General features: G+C 41.5%; 28 protein-coding genes and 1 pseudogene. 9 read left to right on the top strand and 20 right to left on the bottom strand.

Features of this window, described 5'->3' with window-relative positions:
• The first annotated feature begins 2 nt into the window (after nucleotides 1-2).
• Nucleotides 3-515 carry an ORF6N domain-containing protein gene (locus HQ29_RS06665; RefSeq protein ID WP_036868601.1) on the top strand — a complete coding sequence of 171 codons (513 nt, stop codon included), beginning with the start codon at nucleotides 3-5 and terminating at the stop codon, nucleotides 513-515.
• 55 nt (nucleotides 516-570) lie between these two features.
• On the opposite strand, the gene HQ29_RS06660 is transcribed toward HQ29_RS06665, so the two are convergent.
• Nucleotides 571-1,365, bottom strand: a complete 795-nt coding sequence (locus HQ29_RS06660; RefSeq protein WP_036868598.1) for a cation transporter — start codon at nucleotides 1,363-1,365, stop codon at nucleotides 571-573.
• Between the two features lie 394 nt (nucleotides 1,366-1,759).
• On the opposite strand from HQ29_RS06660, the gene HQ29_RS06655 reads away from it, so the two are divergent.
• From HQ29_RS06655 to HQ29_RS06645, 3 genes and pseudogenes are all read left to right on the top strand, one after another.
• Nucleotides 1,760-2,293 (top strand): antirestriction protein ArdA, encoded by a 534-nt coding sequence (locus HQ29_RS06655; RefSeq protein WP_036868595.1) that lies wholly within the window; start codon nucleotides 1,760-1,762, stop codon nucleotides 2,291-2,293.
• Nucleotides 2,294-2,549: 256 nt separating this feature from the next.
• Nucleotides 2,550-2,762, top strand: a pseudogene (locus tag HQ29_RS10525) (DUF3873 domain-containing protein); the annotation flags it as partial.
• Nucleotides 2,763-2,949: 187 nt separating this feature from the next.
• Nucleotides 2,950-3,129: a DUF7336 domain-containing protein gene (locus HQ29_RS06645; protein WP_036868593.1), complete on the top strand. Its 180-nt coding sequence runs from the start codon at nucleotides 2,950-2,952 to the stop codon at nucleotides 3,127-3,129.
• Nucleotides 3,130-3,270: 141 nt separating this feature from the next.
• Here the strand turns inward: HQ29_RS06645 and HQ29_RS06640 are convergent, their stop codons facing one another.
• From HQ29_RS06640 to HQ29_RS06560, 17 genes are all read right to left on the bottom strand, one after another.
• Nucleotides 3,271-3,993, bottom strand: coding sequence for a hypothetical protein (locus tag HQ29_RS06640; protein ID WP_052074860.1), 723 nt, complete (start codon nucleotides 3,991-3,993; stop codon nucleotides 3,271-3,273).
• A 54-nt stretch (nucleotides 3,994-4,047) separates the two neighbouring features.
• Nucleotides 4,048-5,184: a hypothetical protein gene (locus tag HQ29_RS06635; protein ID WP_036868587.1), complete on the bottom strand. Its 1,137-nt coding sequence runs from the start codon at nucleotides 5,182-5,184 to the stop codon at nucleotides 4,048-4,050.
• An 86-nt stretch (nucleotides 5,185-5,270) separates the two neighbouring features.
• Nucleotides 5,271-5,714 carry a DUF3872 domain-containing protein gene (locus HQ29_RS06630; protein WP_036868584.1) on the bottom strand — a complete coding sequence of 148 codons (444 nt, stop codon included), beginning with the start codon at nucleotides 5,712-5,714 and terminating at the stop codon, nucleotides 5,271-5,273.
• 6 nt (nucleotides 5,715-5,720) lie between these two features.
• Nucleotides 5,721-6,302, bottom strand: a complete 582-nt coding sequence (locus HQ29_RS06625; RefSeq protein WP_036868581.1) for a conjugal transfer protein TraO — start codon at nucleotides 6,300-6,302, stop codon at nucleotides 5,721-5,723.
• Between the two features lies 1 nt (nucleotide 6,303).
• The gene (gene traN, locus HQ29_RS06620; protein WP_036868578.1) at nucleotides 6,304-7,212 is read right to left on the bottom strand and encodes a conjugative transposon protein TraN; all 909 of its coding nucleotides are present in this window, start codon (nucleotides 7,210-7,212) and stop codon (nucleotides 6,304-6,306) included.
• 84 nt (nucleotides 7,213-7,296) lie between these two features.
• A complete protein-coding gene (gene traM / locus HQ29_RS06615) occupies nucleotides 7,297-8,631 on the bottom strand; it encodes a conjugative transposon protein TraM (protein ID WP_036868576.1) in 1,335 nt (444 codons plus the stop codon).
• Nucleotides 8,594-8,896 carry a TraL conjugative transposon family protein gene (locus HQ29_RS06610; RefSeq protein ID WP_036868574.1) on the bottom strand — a complete coding sequence of 101 codons (303 nt, stop codon included), beginning with the start codon at nucleotides 8,894-8,896 and terminating at the stop codon, nucleotides 8,594-8,596. The genes traM and HQ29_RS06610 overlap by 38 nt, the downstream gene beginning before the upstream one ends.
• A gap of 4 nt (nucleotides 8,897-8,900) precedes the next feature.
• Nucleotides 8,901-9,524 carry a conjugative transposon protein TraK gene (gene traK / locus HQ29_RS06605; RefSeq protein WP_036868571.1) on the bottom strand — a complete coding sequence of 208 codons (624 nt, stop codon included), beginning with the start codon at nucleotides 9,522-9,524 and terminating at the stop codon, nucleotides 8,901-8,903.
• An 11-nt stretch (nucleotides 9,525-9,535) separates the two neighbouring features.
• On the bottom strand, nucleotides 9,536-10,546 hold the full coding sequence (gene traJ / locus HQ29_RS06600; protein WP_036844670.1) for a conjugative transposon protein TraJ: 1,011 nt from the start codon (nucleotides 10,544-10,546) through the stop codon (nucleotides 9,536-9,538).
• Nucleotides 10,547-10,548: 2 nt separating this feature from the next.
• A complete protein-coding gene (locus tag HQ29_RS06595) occupies nucleotides 10,549-11,178 on the bottom strand; it encodes a DUF4141 domain-containing protein (protein WP_025003725.1) in 630 nt (209 codons plus the stop codon).
• Nucleotides 11,179-11,182: 4 nt separating this feature from the next.
• The gene (locus HQ29_RS06590) at nucleotides 11,183-11,539 is read right to left on the bottom strand and encodes a DUF3876 domain-containing protein (RefSeq protein ID WP_036868568.1); all 357 of its coding nucleotides are present in this window, start codon (nucleotides 11,537-11,539) and stop codon (nucleotides 11,183-11,185) included.
• A gap of 12 nt (nucleotides 11,540-11,551) precedes the next feature.
• Nucleotides 11,552-14,053: a TraG family conjugative transposon ATPase gene (locus tag HQ29_RS06585; protein ID WP_036868565.1), complete on the bottom strand. Its 2,502-nt coding sequence runs from the start codon at nucleotides 14,051-14,053 to the stop codon at nucleotides 11,552-11,554.
• On the bottom strand, nucleotides 14,050-14,379 hold the full coding sequence (locus HQ29_RS06580; protein WP_025003726.1) for a DUF4133 domain-containing protein: 330 nt from the start codon (nucleotides 14,377-14,379) through the stop codon (nucleotides 14,050-14,052). Before HQ29_RS06580 ends, HQ29_RS06585 begins: the two co-directional genes overlap by 4 nt.
• An 11-nt stretch (nucleotides 14,380-14,390) precedes the next feature.
• On the bottom strand, nucleotides 14,391-14,687 hold the full coding sequence (locus HQ29_RS06575) for a DUF4134 domain-containing protein (protein WP_025003727.1): 297 nt from the start codon (nucleotides 14,685-14,687) through the stop codon (nucleotides 14,391-14,393).
• A 162-nt stretch (nucleotides 14,688-14,849) separates the two neighbouring features.
• Nucleotides 14,850-15,467: a hypothetical protein gene (locus tag HQ29_RS06570; RefSeq protein WP_230623906.1), complete on the bottom strand. Its 618-nt coding sequence runs from the start codon at nucleotides 15,465-15,467 to the stop codon at nucleotides 14,850-14,852.
• Nucleotides 15,464-15,898 carry a DUF3408 domain-containing protein gene (locus HQ29_RS06565; RefSeq protein WP_036868561.1) on the bottom strand — a complete coding sequence of 145 codons (435 nt, stop codon included), beginning with the start codon at nucleotides 15,896-15,898 and terminating at the stop codon, nucleotides 15,464-15,466. Before HQ29_RS06565 ends, HQ29_RS06570 begins: the two co-directional genes overlap by 4 nt.
• Nucleotide 15,899: 1 nt before the next feature.
• Nucleotides 15,900-16,664 carry a ParA family protein gene (locus HQ29_RS06560; protein ID WP_036868557.1) on the bottom strand — a complete coding sequence of 255 codons (765 nt, stop codon included), beginning with the start codon at nucleotides 16,662-16,664 and terminating at the stop codon, nucleotides 15,900-15,902.
• A 609-nt stretch (nucleotides 16,665-17,273) separates the two neighbouring features.
• On the opposite strand from HQ29_RS06560, the gene mobA reads away from it, so the two are divergent.
• From mobA to mobC, 3 genes are read left to right on the top strand one after another with little or no spacing between them, the layout of a single operon-like run.
• Complete coding sequence (gene mobA, locus HQ29_RS06555) at nucleotides 17,274-17,711, top strand: conjugal transfer protein MobA (RefSeq protein ID WP_036868555.1); 438 nt, start codon at nucleotides 17,274-17,276, stop codon at nucleotides 17,709-17,711.
• The gene (gene mobB, locus HQ29_RS06550) at nucleotides 17,696-18,958 is read left to right on the top strand and encodes a conjugal transfer protein MobB (RefSeq protein ID WP_036868550.1); all 1,263 of its coding nucleotides are present in this window, start codon (nucleotides 17,696-17,698) and stop codon (nucleotides 18,956-18,958) included. The genes mobA and mobB overlap by 16 nt, the downstream gene beginning before the upstream one ends.
• 25 nt (nucleotides 18,959-18,983) lie before the next feature.
• Entirely contained in the window at nucleotides 18,984-20,993 is a 2,010-nt protein-coding gene (mobC, locus tag HQ29_RS06545) for a conjugal transfer protein MobC (protein ID WP_036868547.1), read from the top strand.
• A gap of 234 nt (nucleotides 20,994-21,227) precedes the next feature.
• On the opposite strand, the gene HQ29_RS09930 is transcribed toward mobC, so the two are convergent.
• Nucleotides 21,228-21,449, bottom strand: coding sequence for a hypothetical protein (locus HQ29_RS09930; protein WP_052089930.1), 222 nt, complete (start codon nucleotides 21,447-21,449; stop codon nucleotides 21,228-21,230).
• A gap of 6 nt (nucleotides 21,450-21,455) precedes the next feature.
• On the bottom strand, nucleotides 21,456-22,259 hold the full coding sequence (locus tag HQ29_RS06535; protein ID WP_036868543.1) for a TIGR02391 family protein: 804 nt from the start codon (nucleotides 22,257-22,259) through the stop codon (nucleotides 21,456-21,458).
• A 180-nt stretch (nucleotides 22,260-22,439) separates the two neighbouring features.
• Here HQ29_RS06535 and HQ29_RS06530 point away from each other — a divergent pair, with 180 nt between their 5' ends.
• Nucleotides 22,440-23,927, top strand: coding sequence for a DUF3945 domain-containing protein (locus tag HQ29_RS06530; RefSeq protein ID WP_036868539.1), 1,488 nt, complete (start codon nucleotides 22,440-22,442; stop codon nucleotides 23,925-23,927).
• 28 nt (nucleotides 23,928-23,955) lie between these two features.
• Entirely contained in the window at nucleotides 23,956-26,037 is a 2,082-nt protein-coding gene (locus tag HQ29_RS06525) for a type IA DNA topoisomerase (RefSeq protein WP_036868535.1), read from the top strand.
• Nucleotides 26,038-26,141: the final 104 nt, after the last annotated feature.

Raw genomic sequence — 26,141 nt, 5'->3', positions numbered from 1 at the left:
ATATGGAATTACAAGTCATTCAAAACAAAATCTTTGAAGTCCGGGGATACAGGGTAGTGCTGGACTTCCATTTAGCAGAGTTATATAATGTAAAGACAAAGGTTCTCAAACAGGCTGTCAAACGTAACATTCAGCGATTTCCTTCTGACTTTATGTTTGAACTGGATAAAGAAGAATTTCACCAACTGGTCACAAATTGTGACCAGTTCCCCGAAACCCTAAAACACAGTTCTGTCAGCCCAATGGTTTTCACGGAACAGGATGTAGCAATGCTTTCTACTGTATTGAGAAGCCAAACAGCAATAGATGTAAATATATCTATTATGCGGGCATTTGTCCTGATGCGACAAATGGTTATCGGATATGATGAACTTCTTAAACGTATCGAGGAACTGGAAGAAAGCACCGATGCACAGTTCAGTGAGATATACCAAGCTTTAACCCAGCTATTAAGTAAACCTGACCCTAAACCAAGAAAACCCATAGGATACAGAATACCTGATGAAGAAAAATAACTTATCACAAATTGTGATAACCTAATGATGGCGAGCCGACAAAGCCCGCCATTTTTTATTTAGCCAGTTTCAAAATTCGGATTGCACCACGAATAACAACAAGAAAAACTACTATACCTATTATCAAATCAGGGATATTGCTTTCAAGCCACCAAACAAATAAGGCTGCTATAATAACTCCAATATTTATAATAACATCGTTTGCCGAAAATATTACGCTTGCTCTAATATGTGCATCCTTACTTTTAGTACGTTGAAGCAACCATAGACAGATGGAGTTAGCAAGTAATGCAAGTAAGCTAATGACAATCATAGTCTTAAATTCGGGCATAACCTCAAATCCTAAGAAACGCCTTATAACCTCTGACAGCCCTAATGCTGCAAGTAAAATTTGCAGGTAGCCGCTTATAAGTGCCACTCGCTTTTTCTTTGCAATAACAGCACCCACAGCCATAAGGCTCATACCATAAACAAGAGCATCTGCCAACATATCAAGGCTATCTGCTACTAATCCCATTGAACCTGAAATAAGCCCTGTTGTAATTTCAATCAAGAAGAAAGCAAAATTGATTGCGAGTACAATCCATAGAACTCTTCGCTGTCGGGCTGGATTATCGGTAGAATCATTACCATCTGTTGCCACTGTTTCTTGAAGCTTTGCACCAAGATTAAGTGATTCAAGTTCTGTAATAAAATTACTGCTGTCGCCACTATGTGTTACAACTAATATCCGTTTTGCAAGGTCGAAATCAAGATGCTTGATAGATTTATTATCCTGTAATTTCATGCGAATAAGGCTTTCTTCACAGGGGCAATCCATTTTTGGAATATGAAATATTGATTTATACATAATTAGAACCTTTATTATATGATACAAAAGTAATGCTTTTTTGCCAGCTTCTTTAACCGTAAACCACTCCCATAGGCAGTCATTCCATCGGGGCGGTTATTCCTTTCCATTTCTATATGCAAAAGTATTTACGGCTTCTTAACGTCTTTGAAAGTTCAAGCCCTAAAGGGTTTGATGCAAAAATCTTCCTACTGCGCTTCGCTTGAGAGTATTTTTCCACAAAAACTTGCAAAGACTAAAGCCTACACTTTCCGGCATATATGAAACGAAAACGACCGACCCGACGGAAAGACGCATATAAAAAAAGTCGGATTTACGAGAAGCAGGAAAAAAAGGTTATGAAACTCAACTCCCTCACCTCAAGAATCCGCATATATCTAAAAAATCAGAAGTTATGGAAGCAACAAGTTTAAGCGAAGCAAGGATTTATGTAGGTACATATGCAAAGTACAACGATGGCTCAATCGAGGGCAAGTGGTTTGACCTTTCCGACTTTTCGGACAAAGACGAGTTTTACGAAGCCTGTGCGGAACTCCACGCAGACGAGGAAGACCCTGAATATATGTTTCAGGACTGGGAAAATATACCGGATGAATTAATCGGCGAAAGCTGGCTATCTGACAACTTTTTCGACATCCGGGATGCAATGGACGATTTAAGCGAAGACGAGCAGGAAGCATTTTTAGTGTGGTGTAATCACGGTTCACACGACCTATCGACCGAAGATGCAAACGACCTTATTTCTTCTTTCAGGGACGATTTTCAGGGCAAATACAACGATGAAGAAGATTACGCCTATGAAATTGTAGAAGAGTTATACGAATTGCCGGAGTTCGCAAAAACATACTTTGATTACGAAAAGTTTGCCCGCGACCTATTTATGGGTGATTACTGGTTTGAAGACGGTTTTGTCTTCCGTGTTTGCTGATTATTCACCGGGCGGGGAAACCCGCCTACAAAATAAAAGACATTGAAAATAAGCGGTTTATTCAGATTATTGTTCCGGGTGGGGTTACTGGCTTCAGTAATTTATTTTCTGTCCACTTCGGCGGGTATATGGGCGGTATTGATAATTGCGTTTTTCGTTATCCGCTTTATCCTGCGGTTATTTGTATCTGTTTTGTATAGCCTTTTGATAGCTGCGGTTTTCATCGCCTTATTACTCACTTTATTAATGTAAATATATGGAATCACTAAATAAAAATGGAGTGTCCACGACCCAAGAGCCGGGACAAGAAAAATATGTAACGTTCATTGCGGGAGCGTTCAGGGGAACAGAATATTTCCAATATGATTATCGCCATACGGATGGAGAACTTTTCTCTACGGTAGCGAAAACGCTGGAAGAGTGCCGAAAACGGCGGGATGAATGGTTAAACCGGAAAAATGCCCTACTAACCTACAATGAATGGTGGAAAATGCTCAATTTTGATGAATTGGAAGACATTACAGGTATAGAACAAGATAGGGACGGTAATAACGAAGAAGATGCACGGTTTATTGATGCCTGTAACCTGTTTTGGGATATTAAAACATTTGAAGAGAAAACAGAAATCTATCATTCACACATTAAGCAACAGTAACATGAAAGTATATATTTTATTTCAAACGGACGTACACAAAACAAAGTCAAGCCGTGTTTGCTTTGGCGTTTTTTCTACGCAAGAAAAAGCCATCACAGTAGCAAAAGAAAACGACTTATACAGTTACCAGTCGGAAGTCGTAATCATCGAATGTGATATAGATAAATTTGAAGAATTATAAACCAACGGGCGGAAACCCCGCCCGCTACTTTCTTTCGTGAAGTGTGCTGAAAAAGAAAGTAGCAAAGAAACCGCTTTCCAAACTTTTGATTTTTATTAATGAAAGGATCCACCGCTAACCCGGTGGATTTTTCCATATAATTTATTCCTTTCCTTTTATTGCATTTCCCCAGTCAGCATCAGGAGATAAAACTTTATAATCAAAGTCGTTTTCTTCAAATATATTTATGATTTTTTGATACCGTTGTTTATATAAGTGATAAGTTTGAAGGTACTTCCCTCTTATTTTGGAGTCCGTCTGTATATCAATATTTTTTTTTATTGTTTTCAATATCTTACTTTCCCATTCGATGTTATAGCAAATTAACTCATCTTCAATATTGAACCGGGATAATGGAATAGTATAATCAGACTTATAAAGTGTTTCCATGCTTTGCGTTAAAAAGACAAAATGCAAATCCTTGTCAAATGGAGTAGTTTTGAATATGGTATTATATTTCAGGATGTTTTTATCTATAAAAAGACCTATGCCATTTATGTCTTTTTCCTTTTGGTATGAATTGACTAAAGCTTTACCATGATATGCTTCTATATTGGATAAACGTTCATAAAAGAACTCACCATAAGTTAATATAGCACGAAACTGTATTTCTAAATCAACACTTCTACACATTAAATCCTGAACAAATTCACAAGCAAACATGACAAAATATTCATGGTCATGGGTACTTATCGGAGTTTCTTTGTTGAAAATTAAAATTGTATCCGAAAATACAATAGTTTGAAATGCACCATGTCGATGTACATTCAGATTATTTATATAATCGAAAAGTTTCGTGATTTTCCCATAATCGTTTTTTACCATATCGGAAAATCCAAGTATATCAATATATAGTAGGTATTTATTGTTCACTTTTGCTCATTCAAGTTCCTTTATACGCTTTCGTGTTTCTGTTAGGTCAATTTGAGAATTTAATTCTATCGCTTGTTTATAATACGGTAAAATTATTTTAGGAAAGCTTTGTTTTTTATGTAGGTTTTGTTCATCCTGCATCTTTTGATACCGTACATCTCCAAACTTTATCAATAATGAAGCAGCTCTATTAATCTCATTTTGTTGCTTTCTTTCTGAAACCTTGTCCACTAAGTTGAAAAACTCTGCATTATTTTTAGTTATATCATCCTTATTCTCGAATCGAGAAAGTTGTTCTCCAATTTCAATAGTTTCTTTGTCTGCTGCACTAATCCTGATATTATGTCCAGCCCACATATCATATTCTTCTTCATACCAAATTCCTGAATCATACCATTTCCCACAAAATTGCACCGAATTTTTAATCCTAAATCCTTGAAGACCTTTATCAGAGCCTAATATAGTTATCCTCTGTAAATTTGGGAAATATCCCATAACTTCTTTATCTGCTTTATATGAATCCAAGCTATCCAAAAAAAGCTTCTTAAAAGCATCAAAAAAAGCAATTACATTTTCTATTTTAGGATAAAAAAATTCTTCTACATTAAAAATAGATTGTCCAATCCCATTAATAACAATAGGGTCGGAGTCATGCAAGACATAGTCTTCTTCACTCAAAGAATACGCAGAATGAAAAAACGTATTTCTTATTTCTTTGAAGTGATTTTCTTCAAAAAAAGCAATTATATTTTGCTTACCTGCATCATTCAAAAGCTCGATTAGATAATCCTGCTTTTCTCCAATTCCCAATAATCGTTCGTATTTTTTCGTTTTCCAAAAAAGATAAGATGAACCTTTATAACCCAATTTTATTCGGCATAGGCTACCAATAATATTATAAAAATCACTATTTTCAAAGAAGGTAGAATAAAGTAATGTCCCGATTCTTGTTTTTTCTTTTCCTGTATGCGATTCATACAGCTTCTTATAAAATTCTATTGCATCAAACCATTCATAAAGATTAGAGGTCAGTTTTTGTGTACCCATACCCCTGTAATTTATAAGAGTTAATACAAACTCAAACTCACTTTTATTTTTTGCTTCTTCAAATAAAGATGTTAAGTCCTGTAATGTATCTTCCATGATTCTATGTTTTTTGCAAAAATACCCATAAAAAAGCACCTGACAAACTGTTATCAGATGCTTTTCAATAAGTTGTTTAAAGTTGCTTATTCCTTTTGCTCTTCTTTCTCGTTCTCATTATTAAAAGCAAACGTTAGCTGTACCACCTGCCCGAAGCTGTCTTCGATATACACATCAATTTGTTGCTGGTCTGTGGAAGCGGAAGTATAGTACAGGCGGAACGTTTCGCCCGGAAGCGAGTACAAATCATTTGGAAGAAAAACTGTTCCGTTCGCCATCCGAAGCGTACCTTTTCCATCCGGTTGAAAATACCTGATGAAATACTTGGTATCTTCGTAATATCCTTCCCTTTGAAGTTGAAAACGTATTTCTGCCGTTTCACCCATCTTAATACGTTTTTGCACGGGCATCGTTGTTACCGTAAACGGGTAAACCTGCTGAACATCCAGCTTATCATCACAAGAAAACACCAGCAGCATTGCTCCCAGCAAGTACACCCCCATTATTATGTTTCTGATTATTTTTTTCATATCGCACTAATTTATTATGAATTTAAAACCGACCCCGAATTGTGTGTGGAACTTCCCGATGGAAGAACCAAACAGCGCACGTTCACGGGCATTGATAAGAAAAACCACCCTGTCCGTCAGGTAAGTTTCCAGTTCCAGCGTAGCAGCCCCACCATAAACAAAGGCATCTTTGTTCGTGAGTGTAGAACCATCGTATAGTTCCTTATCTCCCCAGTTGCTTGTTTCATATCCGGCAAGAGCTGACAACCCGAAGGACAGAAAGAAGGTTTTCCGGCGGTCGGAAAGTATTTTTATATAATACCCACCTTCTCCTGTAAACAGGCTTAAAGGCACGGTTACATTCTTATATTCATACTCCTTATTGAAGTATTCCGCACCGACCACCCAACGGTTTCCGTTTTTGGTATAAGTGGCAAGCGCAGCACCGAAATAGTAAGCCGATTCCGGTTCACCGGGCTTCTTAAAGCCATCTGCCATTCCGCACGTAAGTTGGAATCCCTTTTGTCCGGGCAGGTAACGTTGTGCGTGTGCCAGGTTAAAAGTCTGGCACAAACACAACACTGCTATAACACAGATTAATTTCTTCATCTTACTTGATTTTAAGTTCGTTAATCACTCTGGCGTTCACAATATCCGAACTTTCGATACGGATATTTTGGTGACGGCCACCGTTCTTTTCGACCAGCTCTACCACCAATATCTTATCGTCCGGGATGGTGAACTTTGGTAAGGTATAGACCGTGCGGACAGTGGATTTTCCGCCTATGGTAATCACTTCGTTAAAACTGCGGACGGGATAAAGTACCGATTCCTGAATGGCAGTGCGCTTTGCCACCTTCTTATCGACCACCTTAAATTTAATGAAGTCCGTATCGAACGGAACATTGGAAGAGTTCTTCACCTGTGTATGGAAATAGAACATTCCGTTATGCACGTAAATTCCCTTGATTAAAAATTGTATCCCGAAACGCTTGCATCCCAAGTGGCGTATTTCTCTATCGTTATTTTTATAAATAGACTGCATTATCAGCTTTACCAGCAAAGGCGATTCATTACCCAGTTCACGGAAGTAAATGTTCATCCGGGTATGGGAATAATCGGTTATACTTTCATTCTCAAGGAAATCTTTCATTTCTATATTCAGCATTTCCGGTTCATGGGCGTATTTGGCATTGAAAGAATAAAAACTGCCGTCCTCACAGATAACTGAAAAGTTGGTTTCTCCCGGAAAACCTTCGGTAGCAGCCTTAACACGGATAACATTTTCTGCCCCATCCGCTTTTCCTGCGATAAGATGGTTAGAACCCAAATCCACATATTTGACAGTGGAAGGGAAGATAATGTGTACTGTTTTGGCAAAAGTGACCTGAACGCCATAAGGCGTAACCATCTGCCCGTAAGGAAATTTTTGGGTAATACCCTGAAAGAAATCATTGCTTTGCGCTTTGACCGTTACCGCACCGATAACCAGTGCGAACATGATAATTAACTTTTTCATTACAAATTGATTTTTAGTTGCCGTTGGCGGGTGGATAGCCCACTTTCCGGCAGATTAATAATTGAGATTTTTTTGTGGTTATTATTACTGTTTTGTGTATAGCATTACTTTATAATCGGCTTTCAGGTTTACTTTTACCGTCCTGAACTTCTTTGACAGGTATTGCGAACCGCCTTGCAGAACACCCCTTGTCAAATCCGACACGATGGCAGCCCCCGCATTTTGATTGACAGTAAAACTTGAGCCAAGCCCAGCCCCAATATTTGCCATACCTTCGTTCAGGGCTTGCATTTCCAGCGAAGACGGAACGGATAAACCTTTTTGCCCGTCTGAATCATAGACCACCAATTCAACCGGAATGATATTACCTTCATATTCCAATGAAGAGATATTAATATCCATGCGCTCACCCTGAACCCGTGCCGTTCCTGATAACAGGCTGTTTTTCGGCATACGGATATGACCCGCCTGTAACGGCTCTAACAGGCGAAGCCGGACATTCTGCCCGTCCATCACCGACTGGTCTTCATGGATACAGGCAAGAATTGTATTCTTTCCCATTAACGACTCAGTTCCGACCGCCGTATTAAATCCAAAGTTCCGGGGCTGGCTATATGCTGCGATAAACTCCGCATCACTCATAGGCACTTGCAGTCCCGAAACGGTCTGTTCTGTTACCGCTTGCACAGGCAACGCCTGAACCTTTCCCTGTATGGATGCAGTGGGTGTTACCTGTTTCACTGCCTGTTCCTGCCCGCCGTTCATGTATTTGGCTGCCAATTCATAGGATTTTTCAAGTAGTGCCAGTTGTTCGTCTGCCGTACTTTGGGTATTCTCCCGTTCGTACAGCCGGGATTCCAGTTCTTCAATCTTCCGTGCCAGTTCTTCTTTTTCCGGGTCTTCTTTGGGTGTTTCGTAGAAACTTCCCAACTGGCGGTTTATATCCTGATAGGCGTAAGCCGAAGATTGCACATAAGAACTATTACGGGAAGAACCGCCGTAGTAACTCCGGTTGTTCCTTGCTGGTTGTTCTTCCGGCAGGTCGGCGGTCAGGCTCAAATTATCCGTAACCTTATTTTCTTCACCCAATGTAAATCCGAAGTCCTGCAAAGAACGCATCCGGTCTTCCTGTTTGGATTTCATGGATTCCTGTTCATAAGCCGTCTTTTTATCGCTATATATCCCGTCTTCTTTGGGTAATGGAATATCGGCATTAAAACCGCCGATTTCGTCCGGCTTTACTTCGTCTTTTGAGGACGGGGCAAATATCAGCCACATACATCCGGCAAAGGCAAGGAACATCAAAGGGAAGATGATTAGTTTCTTCCGTTTCTGTAATTCCTGCGGGGAAAGCTGTTTTTTCTCTTTCCTTTCTTTGTTGTTACTCGTTTCCTGATTCAAATTCTGATTCTGTTCCATATTTTTGTAATTGATAATGGTTTATACTGTCTTTTCGTTCCAGTTCCAAGCGTTCAATGTGCCTTATCTCCATAAATTCTTTCTCTGCACTCTTCTTTCCTATATTATGTATGGAAGAAACCGTCCAGTAAATAGATAGGATGCTACCACCGAGAATAAAGGTTATGATAATGATTATCCGGGCATCTTTCGACAGGCTTCCGCAAGCGTAACGCAACTTATCATCTATCCAGTCCCGCAGGTTTATTAATGATTTCTTTACCATAGCTCTACCGTTTTAATACTTGTAAATCCTTATTCTCCGTAATCTCGAAAGCTTCAATGGTAAATCCATGTGGGTTGTTATCACTCCTTACAGAGTTCAGCAACCGGCATCGGGTAACAAGGCTTCTTTCGGTAACACTGCTTTCCCGGATAATCATTTGCCAGGCATAGGTCGCCACCTGATAGGGATAGTGGTCAAAGTTGCATATTACACTGTCCACCTGTACCGACTGGTTGATGTTCCCGGAAATGATACGGTTATAATACCCCTTTTCGGATAAGTCCTTATAGTAATTGAAAGCACTTTTATCCGCCAAGTATAAGGAACGCTGTATGTTCGATTCAATGGCGTTCTTATCCGGCGACAGGGTAAAAAAGAGTTCGTGGAAACGCCGAACGTGTTCCTTTGCTTCCACGGGACGATTCTGTGATAAGTCCTGCGAAAGTGCCAACATAAGGGATTTACCCCCATCGAGAACGTAAATCTTTTCACGCTGTTTTTCTGCAAAACTGTACGAGTTCCAAAGGGCATAACCCACAATCCCGGCACACAGGCATACAAATACAATCCCGAACAGGCGTATTTGCTTGAAACTGGTTTCTATATTTTTTAAACTTTTAAACTCCATATTTTTACTGTTTATTTTTTAATTAATTTTCCGGCGATGTTTCCACCTACTGCCCCGGCTGCTGCACCCGCAAGGTTTCCACCACCACTTGCTGTTTTAGAAAGATTCCGGTTCATACCACCCAATCCGCCAGCCTGAATAATCCAGTTGGATACAGTCGGGATGGTAAAGTATCCCACAATTCCTATAATCATAAAAATGATGTAAACCGTATTGGAACTGTCGGGTATAAAACTGGGGTCGTCCAATAATTGTAAATCACGTTCCAGCATTAAGACCTGAATCCGGGCAAGAATGGAACTGAATAAATCCGATACGGGAAGCCACAGGTACACACTTACATAGCGTGTTATCCATTGTGTTAAGGTTGATTGGAAGCCATCATAGACCGATATTGCAAAAGCAATCGGGCCAAGTATGGCTAATACAATCAAATAAAACGTCCGTATCGTATCTATGACAAGGGCAGCAGCTTGAAAGAGTATTTCCAACAGTTCCCTGAACCAGTCCCGGACGGCTTTCTTTATATTGTAAGAAGCCCGTTCCATATACATCCCCATTGTCGTAATCAAATCCGAAGGCGACCATCCAAGTTCATCCAGTTGCTTGTCGAACTCTTCATCAGAAACGAGATAAGCGGTTTCAGGATTCCGAAGCATGGCTTCATACTCCTTTTTATCTTTCAGTTCCCGGTATTTATTCATATCAAAGGTCTGTCCTTCCAGTATTTGATTCGTTCCTTTTACTACCGGGGATAATACACTGTTTATCGTTCCCAGTACGATAGTCGGAAAGAACATAATGCACAGACCAATGGCGAACGGTCGCAAAAGCGGGTACACGTCTATCGGTTCAGCTCTCGATAAGGCTTGCCATACCTTCGCTGCCACATAGAACAATGCACCCAATCCCGCCACACCTTTGGCTACCCCAGTCATATTACTGCACAGGGGCATCATATCCACATAGAGATTTTTCAGAATCTCATGCAGGTTTCCCCAATCAACGGCTAACAACGTCATAATTACCAGTATCTATCGTTAGCAGTTCCATACAAGGCTATCACACGGTCGGTGTCGCTGATTTTCTTTGCCCGCAGATAAGACACGGATATATTTTTACGGGTATAGTAGGAAACCAAATTCCGGTAATTCAATACGGAATTATATGCTTTGTCTATCCGTTCCATACGTTCGGCATCGGTCATGGACAGCCCGTTGATATTCACAACATTTTTAAGTTCGGTCAATACATCCGAACTTTCTTCCAGCAGTTTGGAATATCCGAAAGCAATGGCGTTGAGTTCTTCCGGTCGGAAGTTCTTATCCGATAACATTAGCTGGAAGTTGGTAACGTATATATCAGTAATCTCACCCAGCAAAAGCACGGTTTTCTGTACTTTGCGGGCATCTTTCACTAAATTGTTTACCGATTTCAAGGCATCATAATATTGCTTGCCTTGGTCGTACAATTTCTTGGTTTCCTTGAAAGTATCTACCGTATTGCCTACAATTTTTGAAGTCTGTGCAATTTCTTTGGTAGTATTGACAATACCCTGAGCCAAATTTGTCGGGTCAATGACCGCCCATTGTGCGCTGGCGTTACCTGCAAACAGGCAGAGTGCCACGACTAACATCATTATTTTTGTTTTCATCGCTTTAATTTTTTGATTGTTTTTTACTTCTTACATATTCACCGCCGGAGGATAATAGTATCCGGTCGGTTTCACTATCATAGCTTACCAGTATGGAAAATCCTGTTTCGATAAACAGGTATCCGTCCTTTTCTATGATTTGATAGGTTTCCGCACGGGTTTCACCCCTGCGGGTTCTTCGTTGCATGGTTACTTTATAGCCATCCGCACTTTCAAAGACCGTGAATGATGGTCGGTTTGTAACGCTTTCCCAATGACCGCACATGGCTTTCAGTCGGTCGGCGTTTGTTTCATTACAGGAAGACAAAGCCAGTAGAATAGCACAGAGAAGAACCGGGAAGATGATTTTTATTTGTTTCATATTGATTTGATTTTAATTAGGATTACGCTTGCTTTCGGCAAGCTGTTTAATAGCTAACTCAAGGTCGCCATCCAGCCTATCGGCAAGTTGGAACAGTTCGAGTTTTTCAGTTTCTTCCGTTGTAAATGCGTAATACTCTTCCAAACTTACTTCTGTGGCATAGACAGCCGATTGTACGCCACCCAGTCCAATCCATACTTCTTTGTATTTCCGTCCCGGATGGTTCGCCATGTTGATGGAAAGTATTTGCGCTTTTTCTTTGTCGGTCAAACCCAGCATCGCTTGGATACTGTCAAACTTGTTCATGTATTTGCGCTGGTCGAGCAGAATTTTACAGTCGGAGTTCGTTATGATGGATTCTTTCACAATGGGAGAATGGACAATATCGTCCACTTCCTGCGTTACCACCACCGCTTCACCGAAGTATTTACGCACCGTTTTGAACAGGTATTTCAGATAATGTGCCATGCTATCTTTGGCGATAGCCTTCCACGCTTCTTCCAAAAGCAGCATCTTACGGATTCCCTTTAACCGCCTCATTTTGTTGATGAAAACTTCCATCAATATGATTGTAACCACAGGAAAAAGTACGGGGTTATCTTTGATGGCATCTACCTCAAAAACGATGAAGCGTTTGTTCAACAAATCCAGTTCCTTATCCGAGTTCAACAGGTAATCGTATTCACCACCTTTATAGAAAGGTTGCAACACGAATAGGAAATTATCAATATCGAAATCCTTTTCCCTGACATTCTGTTCGTTCAGGTTATTCCGGTATTCATTTTTGATAAATTCGTAAAAGGAATTAAAACTGGGTACGATGGACTTATCCTGTGTAATCAGGTTAATAAAATCGCTTACAGCATTGGACAAGGCAACGCTTTCCGCCCCGGTGGGTTTTTCATGTTCCTGTTTCCACAAGGTCAGGATAAGCGTTTTGATGGATTCCCGTTTCTCAATATCGAAGACATTATCTTCGGTATAGAATGGATTAAATGAAATCGGGTTATCTTCGGTATATGTAAAATACACGCCATCTTTCCCGCCAGTCTTCCGGTGGATTAATTCGCATAATCCCTGATAGGAATTTCCGGTATCCACTAACAGGACGTGTGTACCCTGTTCGTAATATTGACGTACCATGTGGTTGGTAAAGAAGGATTTCCCACTTCCGCTCGGCCCAAGAATGAATTTATTACGGTTCGTAATAATTCCTTTTTTCATGGGCAAATCGGAAATATCAATGTGAAGTGGTTTTCCGGTAAGTCTGTCCACCATCTTAATCCCGAAAGGGCTGGGTGATGATTGGTAGTTCGTTTCTTCCGTGAAGAAGCACAAAGCCTGTTCAATAAATGTAAAGAAGGATTCTTCCGCCGGAAAATCGGCTTCATTGCCGGGGATACCCGCCCAGTAAAGGGTCGGGGTATCCATTGTATTGTGACGGGGCTTGCACTCCATCAAGGCAAGCTGGCTTCCCACATCATTTTTGATATGCTTTAATTCCTCTTTATCATCCGCCCATGCCATTACGTTGCAATGGCAGCGAACGGAGGTCAAACCCTGACTGTGCGCTTCGTTCAGGTATTCCTCTATCCACTCTTTGTTCACCTGATTGGAACGGCTGTATTTAGACAGCGAATGCATATTACGGGCTTGCTTCTCAAAGCGTTTCAGGTTCTCCGTATGGTCGTCTATAAAGATATACTGGTTATAGATATGGTTACAGGAAAGCAATACGCCCACAGGCGAAGCGAACGACAAACGGCAGTCGCTACGGTCGGTGGACAGCTTTTCGTAACGGGAATCAGTAGTAACCGCACCCGGCAGGTCTTCCACATCCGAAAGCGTATGCAAGCATAAAATATTATCGCCGATACGCATATCTTCGGGGTTCAGTTGCATATCCAGTAGTGTAGTCGTATCACTCTGCGACAGGGAAAAGTATTTTTCAATAATCCCAGCTTTTTCCGGCGTTCCGGTAATATCATCCGAAGTCAGGCGGGTAAGGGTGATAAATCCCGAATCGTTCATTATCCGTTCAAACTGCCCGACCGATTCCAAAAACTTCGTTACGGTTTCCTTATCCTGAATTTCCTTTGGAATGATGAAGCCCCGGCAAAGCGTATTAAAATTACTTTGGGTACGGCTTCTTTCCTTTGTGGTTTTAGTCAGGAACAGGTAACAGGTATGATTCAGGAACGGTCTTTCATTGAAATGCCGTTCAAAGCTTCGGGACAGGAAACTTAACCCATCCTTTTGAATTTCAGGGGTATAGTTTTCCTTAATAAACCAGTCCTGCTTATGCACAATACTGTAATCGGGCAATACTTTGATTGCCTTATGCCAAGCGGAATGTATCGCTTCGTATTCGACCCCGGTAACGGTGAACAGTTCGGGTAGTTCAACCCGGAACGCCACCGTAATATCGGCATCCTTACTGATGATACAATCGTGTTCGGCTGCCAGCAGGGGAAATTTACTTTCCAATGTGGCAGCTTTTAATATATTCCTCATGCGTGCTTCTGTCTTTTATAGGTGAATAATCGGGGGATGGCTTTCCGGTTGATAATGTACCGGGGATGGCTTTTGCGGGCGGTCATTTTCATAAGACCGTGAGTACCGTATTTATCATTCAGCATAAAAGTGAAGTACACAAGAGCCGAAGCCGCTACGACCCCGAACCCGATGCAAACCCACTGGTTTATACCTATCATGTAAAGAATGATGAACAATACGAAGACGGCAAGTAGCCCGCCTGCAAAAATGAAAAGGTATTGGCTGCGAAGCCCTTTGAACTCCGCAGGTTTTCCAATCCCCCTGTTAATTGAATAGCTAATCATAACACCTATGATTACAGGAAGAATGAACGAAGGATGGTAGCAGCCACAATCAGGAAGATACAAGCCCCGAACCATGAAGCTGCGGTTTTGCTTGTATCCGGGTCACCCGAACTGAACTTGTTATACACCTTTACACCCCCAATCAAACCAACGACAGCCCCAATGGCATACACCAACTTTGTCGCCGGGTCAAAATAGCTGGTAACCATGTTTGTAGCTTCTGTAATACCACCTACGCCGTTGCCCTGTGCAAATGCGGAAGTTGCAGCCAAGACGATGGCTGCGGAAAGAAATATTTTCTTTTTCATTATAAACTTGATTTTATGATGCCGGAAAGCGGGTGGATAGTCCGCTATTCCGGCGGGATTAATAATTGAGAATTTTTGTGGTTGGTCTTCTGACCTCTTTTGAATGGTTAAGCCCAGCTAACCGTAATCTTTTTCTTTCATACCTGATTCGTTTTAAAGGTTCTACATATAGTCGTTCATATCGAACGCCTGTAAATCTTCGGGGCTGGTTTCGTTTGGCGGGGCGATAAATACAGCATCATATTTACCCAGCATTTCCGCCACCCGTACCATGCCCCCGTTTATCTGTTCCATCATTGTGTCGTACAGGCTGGTTTGTTGCATAACCGACAAGGTTTGCAGGGCTTTCCGTTCCTCTTCTTCCGGGGCTTCCTGCTCCCTAACGACCTGTACTGCTTGTGCCATTTCTTCAAAGGAGATACCCCGTGCCGACTGACCTTCACCGCCAGTGATAAGTGCGATTTCTTCCGCTTCCAGTTCATCTTCCGGTACTTCATCTTCATACTTCATTTCAAATTCAACATCCATCGGCTGCGGGGTATCTTCCGTGTCAGCCGGGGCAAATATAGAAGCATTATCAACCCCTTTAGAAAACTGGCTTTCAGTGTCTTCGGATGGCGTTACTTGTCTTAACCGGAAGGTAGTTTTTCCTACGACAGCCCTTTCGTTTTTACGGTTGCCGGGACTTTTGGAAGGGGAATTGTTTGCTTCCTTCCTGAACCGACAAAACAGGACGAGGTAGTAAAGGACAACCCCAGCTATCATTAATTTTAGTATCATATCGGGCTTTCAAAAGTTTTCTTATACAGTTCGTTGATTTCGTCCTGATACTGGTCGAAGTGATTCAGGATAATTGTTTCCACATAGCTGCTTACAGTCGCTTTTCGTTCACCGATAACCATTACTATTTTCATTAATTTTTCATGGGTGGAACGACTTACATATATCGGCTGGCGGTCGGGAAGTTCCATTTTCTGGAAATAGGTTTCCCGGTAATCGGCAGGGGTACTTTTCTTCCGGCGGGTAGTTTCCCGGATGGTTTTTGCTTCCGGTTGCCGGACAGGTTCTTCCACAGTTTCCTGTATAACTTCCGGCGTATCCGGTTCTTTACTTACTGCTTTAGGTGAAATTTCCTGTTTCATGGGTAAACCCTGTGAAATGATTTCTTTCATAAAATCTTCATCCACCTGTACTTTTTCCTGTTTTGCCATATTAGTATAGTTTTATAATGTATCCTATTTCAGCCACCAATTCTTCAAGGTTGCTGCCTTTTATCATTCGCTTATCCGCAGGGAACAGTGTGGAACGGAAGACAGAAGTCTTATCACCGGACAGTTCCTTTTTGTAGCGTTTGGTATCCGGGATAAAGGTTTTCATGAGGGGTAATTTCAGTTCGCCGATAGTATTTTCGTAAATTCTATACAAGTCGGTTTTCTCCCTGCCATCGACCTGATTCCAAAACAGGTGCAAGCCTTGTATCCGGTAAACTTCATTCTGTACCAGCAGGTTGTTTACTGTCATGGCGAATGAAAGGCTACTTTCCAGTACCACCCGGTCGGCGGTAATCGGTGTAAAGATGTAGTCCATAGAAGCCAGCGAACTGATGATACCTTCGCTGTTCACAGTTCCCGGCAGGTCGAAAAAGACCACATCTATTTCCATCGGCTCTGTTTTCAGGAACTCTTCGGCTGTACTGATGGCAGCTTCGGGAGTGCTGCACAAGACCGGATAGGCTTTCTTTCCCAATGCTTTGAACTGGTTAAAGGCAAGCACCTTGTAATTGGTATCGTTGTTTACCTGTTCACCGTCCCGTTTACGCATGGCACTGATACTGTGCTGCGGGTAGTCGCAATCGACAACCGCTACATTGTAGCCTTTCAGGTAGTAGAGATAGCTTGCCACCAATACCGTGAAAGTGGTTTTACCGACCCCGCCCTTTTGGGTGGAGAAGGCTACGAATAATGTTTCTTTCTTCATTTCTTTAATTCTTTATTGTTTTACTTCATTATTGATTGACTGCTTCATTCTGTGCAGTATTGATTTCCATATTGTTATCTGTAATTCAATCTGTCTTTATCGACTTGCAGACATATTGTTTTATTGATTGCTTGAAATATTGATTTCAGTATTTCTTGCTTTCTTGAAATCAGTAAACCAGTCTTTCCATATTGCCCGGTTCATTCCAATATTTCTATCGGTATTTACCGCTTTACTTATCTATTTCAATACTGATTCTGACCGCAAATAAATGGAGAAAAACCGTCCGTTTTTGAAAGTGGCTTCGTATGGCTTTAGATGGCTTTGCTTGTCCTATAATGTGCTATGGCACAGCATAATTAATCCCTGTTACTTTGCATCGGAATCCTATTTGAACCGATAAAAAGGTATCCGTTCGGTAGCTTCCCGGAGTTCATTCACCTTATGGCTAACTGCTAATCCGTCCCATGACGGATTTTATTTGCGCCGTGCAAATAGCAAGGTGTGTTCTGCGCAGCTTGAAATTCTTTCAGCAGCTTAGAACCCCTTGCCCGGACAAGCCGGGATGGGTTGTACTCCGAAGTCGTAAACCCTTAAAAAAATAATGGTATGGGAAAAGAAAAAACGAATGTGCCACAATCCGGTGGCAAAGGACGAAAGCCAAAGGCAGACCCGGCAGTTTTCCGGTATTCGGTCAGCTTCAATGCAACTGACCATGCCCGTTTTTTGGCTCTTTTTGAACAGTCCGGTATGCGGACGAAAGCGCATTTTATCATAGAAAGAATTTTTGGCGGTTCATTCAAAGTGATAAAAATTGATAAGGCAGCAGTCGATTATTACACACGCCTGACAACTTTTTACGCTCAATTCCGGGCAATAGGCGTGAACTATAATCAGGTTGTGAAGGCTCTGAATACCAATTTTACCGAAAAGAAAGCCCTTTCTTTTCTCTATAAATTGGAAAAGGCGACCGAAGAACTGGTGGTATTAAGCCGGAAAATTATCGAACTCACACAGGAATTTGAACAGCGATGGTTGCAAAAATAAATGTGGGAAGTTCGCTTTTCGGTGCGCTGGCATACAATCAGAATAAGGTTGATGAAGAACAAGGCAAGGTACTTTTCAGCAACCGGATGTTTGAAAGTGAAGATGGTAATTTCAATATCCAGCGTTGCTTGGAAAGTTTTGAAATGCACCTGCCCCAAGACATCAAAACCGAAAAGCCCATAATTCATATATCCCTGAATCCGCACCCGGATGATAAACTTTCGGATGAACAGTTATCGGAGATTGCACAGGAATATATGGAGAAGCTGGGCTATGGGAATCAGCCCTACATGGTTTACAAGCATGAAGACATCGACCGTCACCACCTGCATATCGTATCCCTGCGGGTGGACGAGAACGGCAAAAAACTGAATGATAAGTTTGAACATCGCCGGAGCAAGGATATTACACGGGAACTGGAAGCAAAATATGGTCTGCATCCTGCCGAAAAGAAACAACAGCAGGAACACCACCAGTTCCGAAAGGTCGATTATGCTGCGGGTGATGTAAAGCACCAGCTTTCCAATACGGTTAAAGGCGTAGTAAACACTTACCAGTTCCAAAGTATCGGGGAACTGAATACTCTGTTATCAATTTATAATGTACGTGCGGAAGAAGTTAAAGGTGAAGTTCGGGGCAAGGCGTATAATGGTATTGTCTATTCCGCAACCGATGATAAAGGCGAAAAGCTGGGTAATCCCATCAAGTCTTCCCGGCTGGGTAAGTCGGTCGGTTATGAAGCATTGGAACGCAGGATAGGACAAGCAGCAACCAAATGGAAAGACGGCAAACTGAAAGCCAATATCAAAGGTCGGGTAAGCGAAGCGTTGAAAGCTTCCGGCTCAAAGGAACAATTTGAAAAGAACCTGAAAGATAAAGGAATTGAAGTCGTATTCCGGCAGAACCCGGAAGGGCGCATATATGGTGCAACCTTTATCGACCACGAAAACAAAGCCGTCCTGAACGGCTCTCGTTTAGGGAAGGAATTTTCAGCCAATGTATTTAATGACCTGTTTAGAGAATCCCATGTAAACGAGGGACACACAAAACAGGCTGTTCCGAAAGAACCGTTCACACCTTTGGCAGAACCGTTCGTGCCGTTAGAACGGCAATCTGAAAACGGGGAATCTACAATCGGAAGCCTTTTCAGTATCCTGCCCGGTGGCAGCGATTCATCGGCAGGGAATGATAAAACTCCGCCAACTCCCAAGAAAAAGAAAAAACGCCGTTACGGACGGCAGATGTAATAACAATCTATAAAAATAATCAATTATGCAAAATGAAGATGATTTAAGAGGACTTGCCAAAGTCATGGACTTTATGCGGGCAATCAGTATTTTATTTGTGGTAATCAATATCTACTGGTTTTGTTACCAGTCGATAGTAAACTGGGGTATCAATATCGGCGTACTCGATAAGATACTATTAAACTTTCAGCGAACCGCAGGGCTATTTAGCCATATCCTGATAACGAAAGTATTTGCAGTGATATTCCTTGCTTTGAGTTGTTTGGGAACAAAAGGAGTGAAGGAAGAAAAGGTAACATGGACAAAGATTTACGTTTTCCTTGCTATTGGTTTTATCCTGTTTTTCCTGAACTGGTGGATGCTGTATTTGCCATTACCACTTTCGGCGAACGCTACCTTTTATATCCTGTCAATGGCTGGCGGATATTTATGTTTACTGGTTGCTGGGGTCTGGATGTCCCGGCTACTCAAAAATAATATGATGGACGATGTTTTCAATTTGGAGAACGAAAGCTTCATGCAGGAAACCCGCCTGATGGAGAATGAATATTCAGTAAATCTTCCATCACGTTTTTGGTATAAGAAAAAACAGCACAAAGGATGGATAAACGTGGTGAACCCGTTCCGGGCTACTATTGTGCTGGGTACTCCCGGTAGTGGTAAATCCTATGCAGTGGTGAATAATTACATTAAACAGCAGATAGAGAAGGGTTTTGCACTTTACTGTTATGATTATAAGTTCCCGGACTTATCGGAAATCGCTTACAATCATTTGATGAACCATTCGGATGCTTATAAGGTAAAGCCCACATTCTATGTGATAAATTTTGACGACCCACGCCGAAGCCACCGATGTAACCCTATCAATCCGGCTTTTATGACAGATATATCGGATGCTTATGAATCGGCATACACCATTATGCTGAACCTGAACAGAAGCTGGATTCAGAAGCAAGGCGACTTCTTTGTGGAATCTCCGATTATCCTGCTGGCAGCGATTATTTGGTTTCTCAAGATATATAAGGGTGGAAAGTATTGCACATTCCCACACGCCATCGAGTTCCTGAACCGGAAGTATGCAGACACATTTGTTATTCTGACTTCCTACCCGGAGTTGGAAAACTATCTTTCTCCCTTTATGGATGCGTGGGAATCCCAAGCCCAAGACCAGTTACAGGGGCAAATCGCATCGGCAAAAATCCCACTATCAAGAATGATAAGTCCGGCATTGTACTGGGTAATGACAGGTGATGATTTTACACTGGATATAAATAACCCGGACGAACCGAAAATACTTTGTGTCGGAAACAATCCCGATAGGCAGAATATTTATTCCGCCGCTTTGGGACTGTACAACAGTCGTATAGTGAAGCTAATTAACAAGAAAGGACAGCTTAAAAGTTCGGTTATTATTGACGAGTTACCGACCATTTATTTCCGGGGATTGGATAACCTGATAGCTACTGCCCGTTCCAATAAAGTAGCAGTCTGTTTGGGCTTTCAGGATTACAGCCAGCTAACAAGGGATTATGGCGATAAGGAAAGTAAAGTAATCCAAAATACAGTTGGAAATATTTTTAGCGGTCAGGTTGTAGGAGAAACAGCAAAAACATTGTCAGACCGTTTCGGGAAAGTTTTGCAGAAACGTCAGTCTATGACAATCAACCGTCAGGATAAATCAACCTCAATCAGTATGCAGATGGATAGTTTGATACCTGCCAGTAAAATATCGAATCTTACGCAGGGAATGTTTGTGGGTGCGGTCAGTGATAATTTCGATGAACGGATAGACCAAAAGATTTTCCATGCTGAAATCGTAGTGGATAACGAGAAGGTAAAGCGTGAAACAGCCCGCTATGAAAAGATACCGGAGATTATCGACTTCCGGGATGCAGATGGCAACGACCTGATGAAAGAGCAAATCCAGCTTAATTACGAGCGGATAAAGCAGGATGTAAAGCAGATTGTTATTGATGAAATGGAGCGCATCAAAAGCGACCCGGAGTTGCAGCATTTGGTGAAATCCGAAGAATAAAATAAAAAATAAATAGCCTCAATTTTGGGGCTATTTATTTTTTGTTGGAACGATTCTTCCTTTACTATTTTCTTTGTACGAATATCCAGTCGAAGGAAAGGCTACTACTCTACCATCTTTACCTTCTCACCATCTTTACCTTCTCTATATGTATATCCAGTAGATGGGAAAGCTACTATTCTGCCATCTTTACCCTCTCTGTATGTATAACCAGTTGATGGAAACGCTATTACTCTACCATCTTTTCCCTCTCTGTATGTATATCCAGTAGATGGGAAAGCCACTACTTCCAGTAGATGGGAAAGCCACTACTCTGCCATCTTTACCCTCTCTGTATGTGTAACCAGTAGATGGAAACGCTATTACCCGACCATCTTTTCCCTCTCTATACGTGTACCCAGTCGATGGAAATGTAACCTTTTTTCCATCTTTTCCTGTTCTATAAGTTTCTCCCATAATTAGTTATCTTATTTTTTGTGCATTATCTAATCTTCTATGACAATATGAAATCATTGATAATATTTCAAGCGCATCTTGTTCTGTAATCTCCCAACTGATTTTTGGCTCGTGGGCTTCTGGATTACGGAACATACCACATAATCCTTTTAGAATATTACAGAATCCTTTATGTTCGTCCTGTTCCGATTTTGACTGATAGTTATTTATTATCAATACTGGGGTACTACTGAAAACATATTCAATTAATCTATTGCCATCGTCATTATGCAAGGATAAATCTCTGATTCTTTGGAATAATCCTTTGTTAGCTTCAAAAACAGAATGAAAGTAATTGCTTGCTAATAGTTCTGCTTTGCAGTATTTGAAAATATCGGCATGTGCTTTTCTCTGTTCCAACTTCGTTTTCAAATCATTAGCCTTTCTTTGGGCTTCGGAAATTGTAGTTGCCTGTGTAATTTCACTAAACTTACCATTATCATTAAATTGGTATCCTATAAAACTTAATTGTTGATTTATCAGATTTCGTTTTTCTGTAAATATTTCGGGGCAATCAACATACTTCGCTGGTGCTAATGCTAATGCAATAAAATTCAGAATAGAATTTGAACATTGATTTATATTCTGATAGTTCGCAAATGCACTATACAATCTTCTCCATTTTGTTAGTGCTGGTTCTATATCTGCTATTTGACTTTGCATTAATAAGTATTGGATTTCACTACCCGTTAGTCCTTCATTCGTATCACCTAATATTTTAGAAATAACTTCTAACGTTGGCTGCGTGAAACACTTTCTTCTTGTTGCCATAATTACATTTTGAATAATAGTGCAAATTTAACAAAAACAAAGGATATAACCGTCTTTGTGTTTGGGAATAAGACAAATAAGGTCATATACAGCCACCTAACGCCACAACTTAATATATACACTATTTCATCCGTACTTTTAATTCGATAAGTTTTTTATTAACCATTAAAAATTAAAGTTATGGATGTAAATTCAAACAACAAGTCCGGCTCTGATGAACAGATGATGGAAATTCTTCTTGTCTTTGACAAGGAAAAGAAAACGATTAATGCCGTAAAGGGTATTGATGAAAACGGGGAACTGCAAACTGTTCCGCCAAAGCAGGAACATAACAACGATTTCCTGAAAGTGGATAAGCAGGGGAACGCACTTGAAAATTTCTTGAAGAACTTTTTCAACCAGCTAAAAGACCCGACCCGTTTCAGTTTCTTCAAAATAGCACCCGAAGATACCGAACGGACAGTAAAAATCATTCAGGAGAATATCAAGAATCCGACACCTGCTGCGGATGAAATACTTGATAAAATCCGTATCGAGCCGAAAGAACCGAAACCGGAAGTTCCAAAGGAATCCACTACACAGGAACAGAAGCCAGCCGATACGAATAAGTATTTCATCGACCCTAACAAAATTAACTGGGACGACCTGAAAAATCTGGGAATCACCAAAGAACAGCTTGAGAAGTCAAAGGCATTAGAACCTATGCTGCGAGGATATAAGTCGCCTTCCACTTTTCCAATTGAAGCCAACTTCGGGTCAATGGTAATGAAAACGGATGCCCGTCTTTCGTTTCGTCCGGACAGTGAAGGAAATGTGGTTTTGGCAATTCATGGTATCCGTAAAGAACCGGAACTTGACCGTCCGTTCTTTGGACACCAGTTTACCGATGAAGACAAAAAGAATCTCCGGGAAACCGGAAACATAGGTAGAATTGTTGATGTAAAGAACTATCGCACAAGTGAACTTGTACCTTCTTTTATCAGTATCGACAAACAGACCAATGAACTGGTATCCATGAAGGCTTCGTCCCTCAAACTACCCGATGAAATAAAAGGTGTTAAGCTGGATGAAAAACAGAAAGCTGCCCTGATGGAAGGTAAAGCGGTATTCCTTGAAAATATGATTTCCGCCAAGAATAAACCGTTTTCTGCCTTCGTTCAGGTCAATGCGGAAAAACGCAGCCTTGAATTTATCTTTCCCGAAAAAGAGCAAAAGCATACCCAGCAACAGGGACAACAGCAGAGGAACGACCAGCCCGAAGGGGTGCGTATTCCCAAATCCCTTGCAGGAGTGGAATTATCCGACAAACAGCAGGCTGATTTGCGGGCGGATAAAACCATCTATGTAAAAGGGTTGAAAGATAAAGAAGGTCAGGAATATAACGCCTATGTAAAGGTAAACCATGAAAAAGGAAAGCTGGATTTTTACAAATTCAATCCTGATAAAGCGAAAGAGAAAGCCAAAGAAATAACCCCTGCCAACGAACATAAAACACAAGTAGCGGTCAATTCCGAAGGCAAAACGAACGAAGCGACCAAGCATACGAAAGAACCTTTGAAGCCCGGACAAGCTACACCTACCGGGGAACAGAAGAAAAAGTGGGAAGAAAAGAAAGAAGAACAGAAGCCCGACAAACCTAAAAAGTCGCAAGGTCGCAAAATGAAATAATTATTAACCACAAAAATCCAATTATATAATGATAGCAGTAATAGCAGAAAAGCCCAGTGTGGCAAGGGATATAGCCACCGTACTGGGTGCAACAAAAAAGAATGACGGGAACATTTCAGGTAACGGATACATCGTTACCTGGGCGTTCGGTCATTTGGTAGGACTTGCCATGCCTGATGCCTACGGAATCGAAAACTTCAGGCGGGAAAATTTACCCATACTACCGCAGTCATTCCAGCTTATTCCCCGTCAGATAAAAACCGACAAAGGATATAAGCCCGATACTGGGACGGTTAAGCAACTCAAGATTATTAAAGAAATATTCGACCAGTGCGATAAGATTATCGTTGCAACTGATGCCGGAAGAGAAGGTGAACTGATATTCAGGTACATTTACCAATATCTTGAGTGTCGGAAACCTTTCGTCCGCTTATGGATAAGCAGCCTGACGGATAAAGCCATCCGGGACGGATTGCAGAATCTCAAGGACGGGACAATGTACGATAACCTTTTCCGGTCGGCAAAGGCAAGAAGCGAAGCAGATTGGCTTATCGGCATTAATGCTTCCCAAGCGTTAAGTATAGCTGCCGGAAGAGGGACATATTCTTTGGGACGGGTACAGACACCCACGCTGGCGATGATATGTTCCCGTTATCTTGAGAACAAGAACTTCGTTCCACAGAAGTATTGGCAACTGAAATTACACACCGGGAAAGACAGCATCGAGTTTTCAGCCCTTTCAGAAGAAAAATTCGATAGCCAGCAACCTGCCATCGACAAGTTGCAAATAATAAAGGATAGCGGTCAGGTGCAGGTTAAATCGGTAGAATGCAAGGAAGTGAACCAAGAGCCACCGCTTTTGTATGACCTTACCACCTTGCAAAAGGAAGCCAATACAAAACTTAATTTCTCCGCAGATAAAACGCTGTCTATTGCACAAAAACTGTATGAATGCAAGCTGATTTCATACCCCCGAACCGGAAGCCGTTATATATCACAGGATGTTTTCGATGAAATACCAGAACGTATTTCCCTACTGGAAACTTACGACCGGTTTGCCGGCTACGCAAAATCAATGAAAGGCAGCAGTCTGAATCGGCGTTCGGTGGACGATAAGAAAGTTACCGACCACCACGCCCTGATTATTACCGAAAATAAGCCCGGAAGTTTACAGGCGGATGAACAGGCAATATATGAACTGGTTGCCGGAAGGATGCTGGAAGCTTTCTCGCAAAAGTGTGTCAAGGAAGTTACTTCAATTTCTCTCACCAGTGGCGAGAGTATTTTTGCAGTGAAAGGAACAGTAATAAAGTCTGCCGGATGGCGGACTGTTTTCAACGCCCAAGAAGAAGGCGAAGAAAATACAGTTTTACCAGCATTAAAAGAAGGTGAAAATTTACCCCTCTCCGATATTGAGTTACTGGAAAAGCAGACTAAGCCCAAGCCGTTACATACGGAAAGTTCTTTGTTGTCGGCTATGGAAAATGCAGGAAAGGAACTGGAAGATGCAGAACTGAAAGCCAGTATGAAGGATTCCGGTATCGGTACGCCAGCGACACGGGCAGCGATTATTGAAACTCTCTTTACCCGCCAGTATATTATCCGGGAGAAGAAAGCTCTTGTGCCGACAGAAAAGGGACTGGCGGTTTACGATATAGTCCGGGACAAGAAAATCGCAGATGTGGAAATGACAGGTATGTGGGAAAACGCACTATCCAAGATTGAAAGCGGGGAAATGAATCCCGACACCTTCCATAAAAGTACAGAAGTTCATGCTTCACAGATAACCAGCGAACTTTTAGGGGTGCAGCTCACCTTATCAACGCAGCAGGATTTAACCTGCCCGAAATGCGGGACAGGTCGGATCCTGCTGTATCCGAAAGTAGCAAAGTGTGATAATACTGATTGCGGGCTGGTTATCTTCCGAAATAAAAGTGATAAGCAATTAACGGATAAACAGATTACGGAACTGGTAACAGCGAAGAAAACCGGAATGATAAAAGGTTTCAGGAGTAAAGCCGGAAAGCCCTTTGATGCTTCACTGGCTTTTGACGACCAGTTCAATGTGGTATTCGTTTTCCCTGAAAAGAAAGGGAAATCAAGGAAATAATCCGAAATTCCGTATCTTTACCACAGAAAATTCCATTATGAATAGATTTTATGCTATCCGTAATTGAGGATTTTTGTGGTTAGCACCCGGTGGGGACACTGGGT

The sequence above is a fragment of the Porphyromonas canoris genome, assembly GCF_000765975.1.
GTDB lineage: Bacteria > Bacteroidota > Bacteroidia > Bacteroidales > Porphyromonadaceae > Porphyromonas_A > Porphyromonas_A canoris.
The sequence above is the reverse complement of the archived record's forward strand: the minus strand, read 5'-3'. Positions and strand labels throughout refer to the sequence as shown.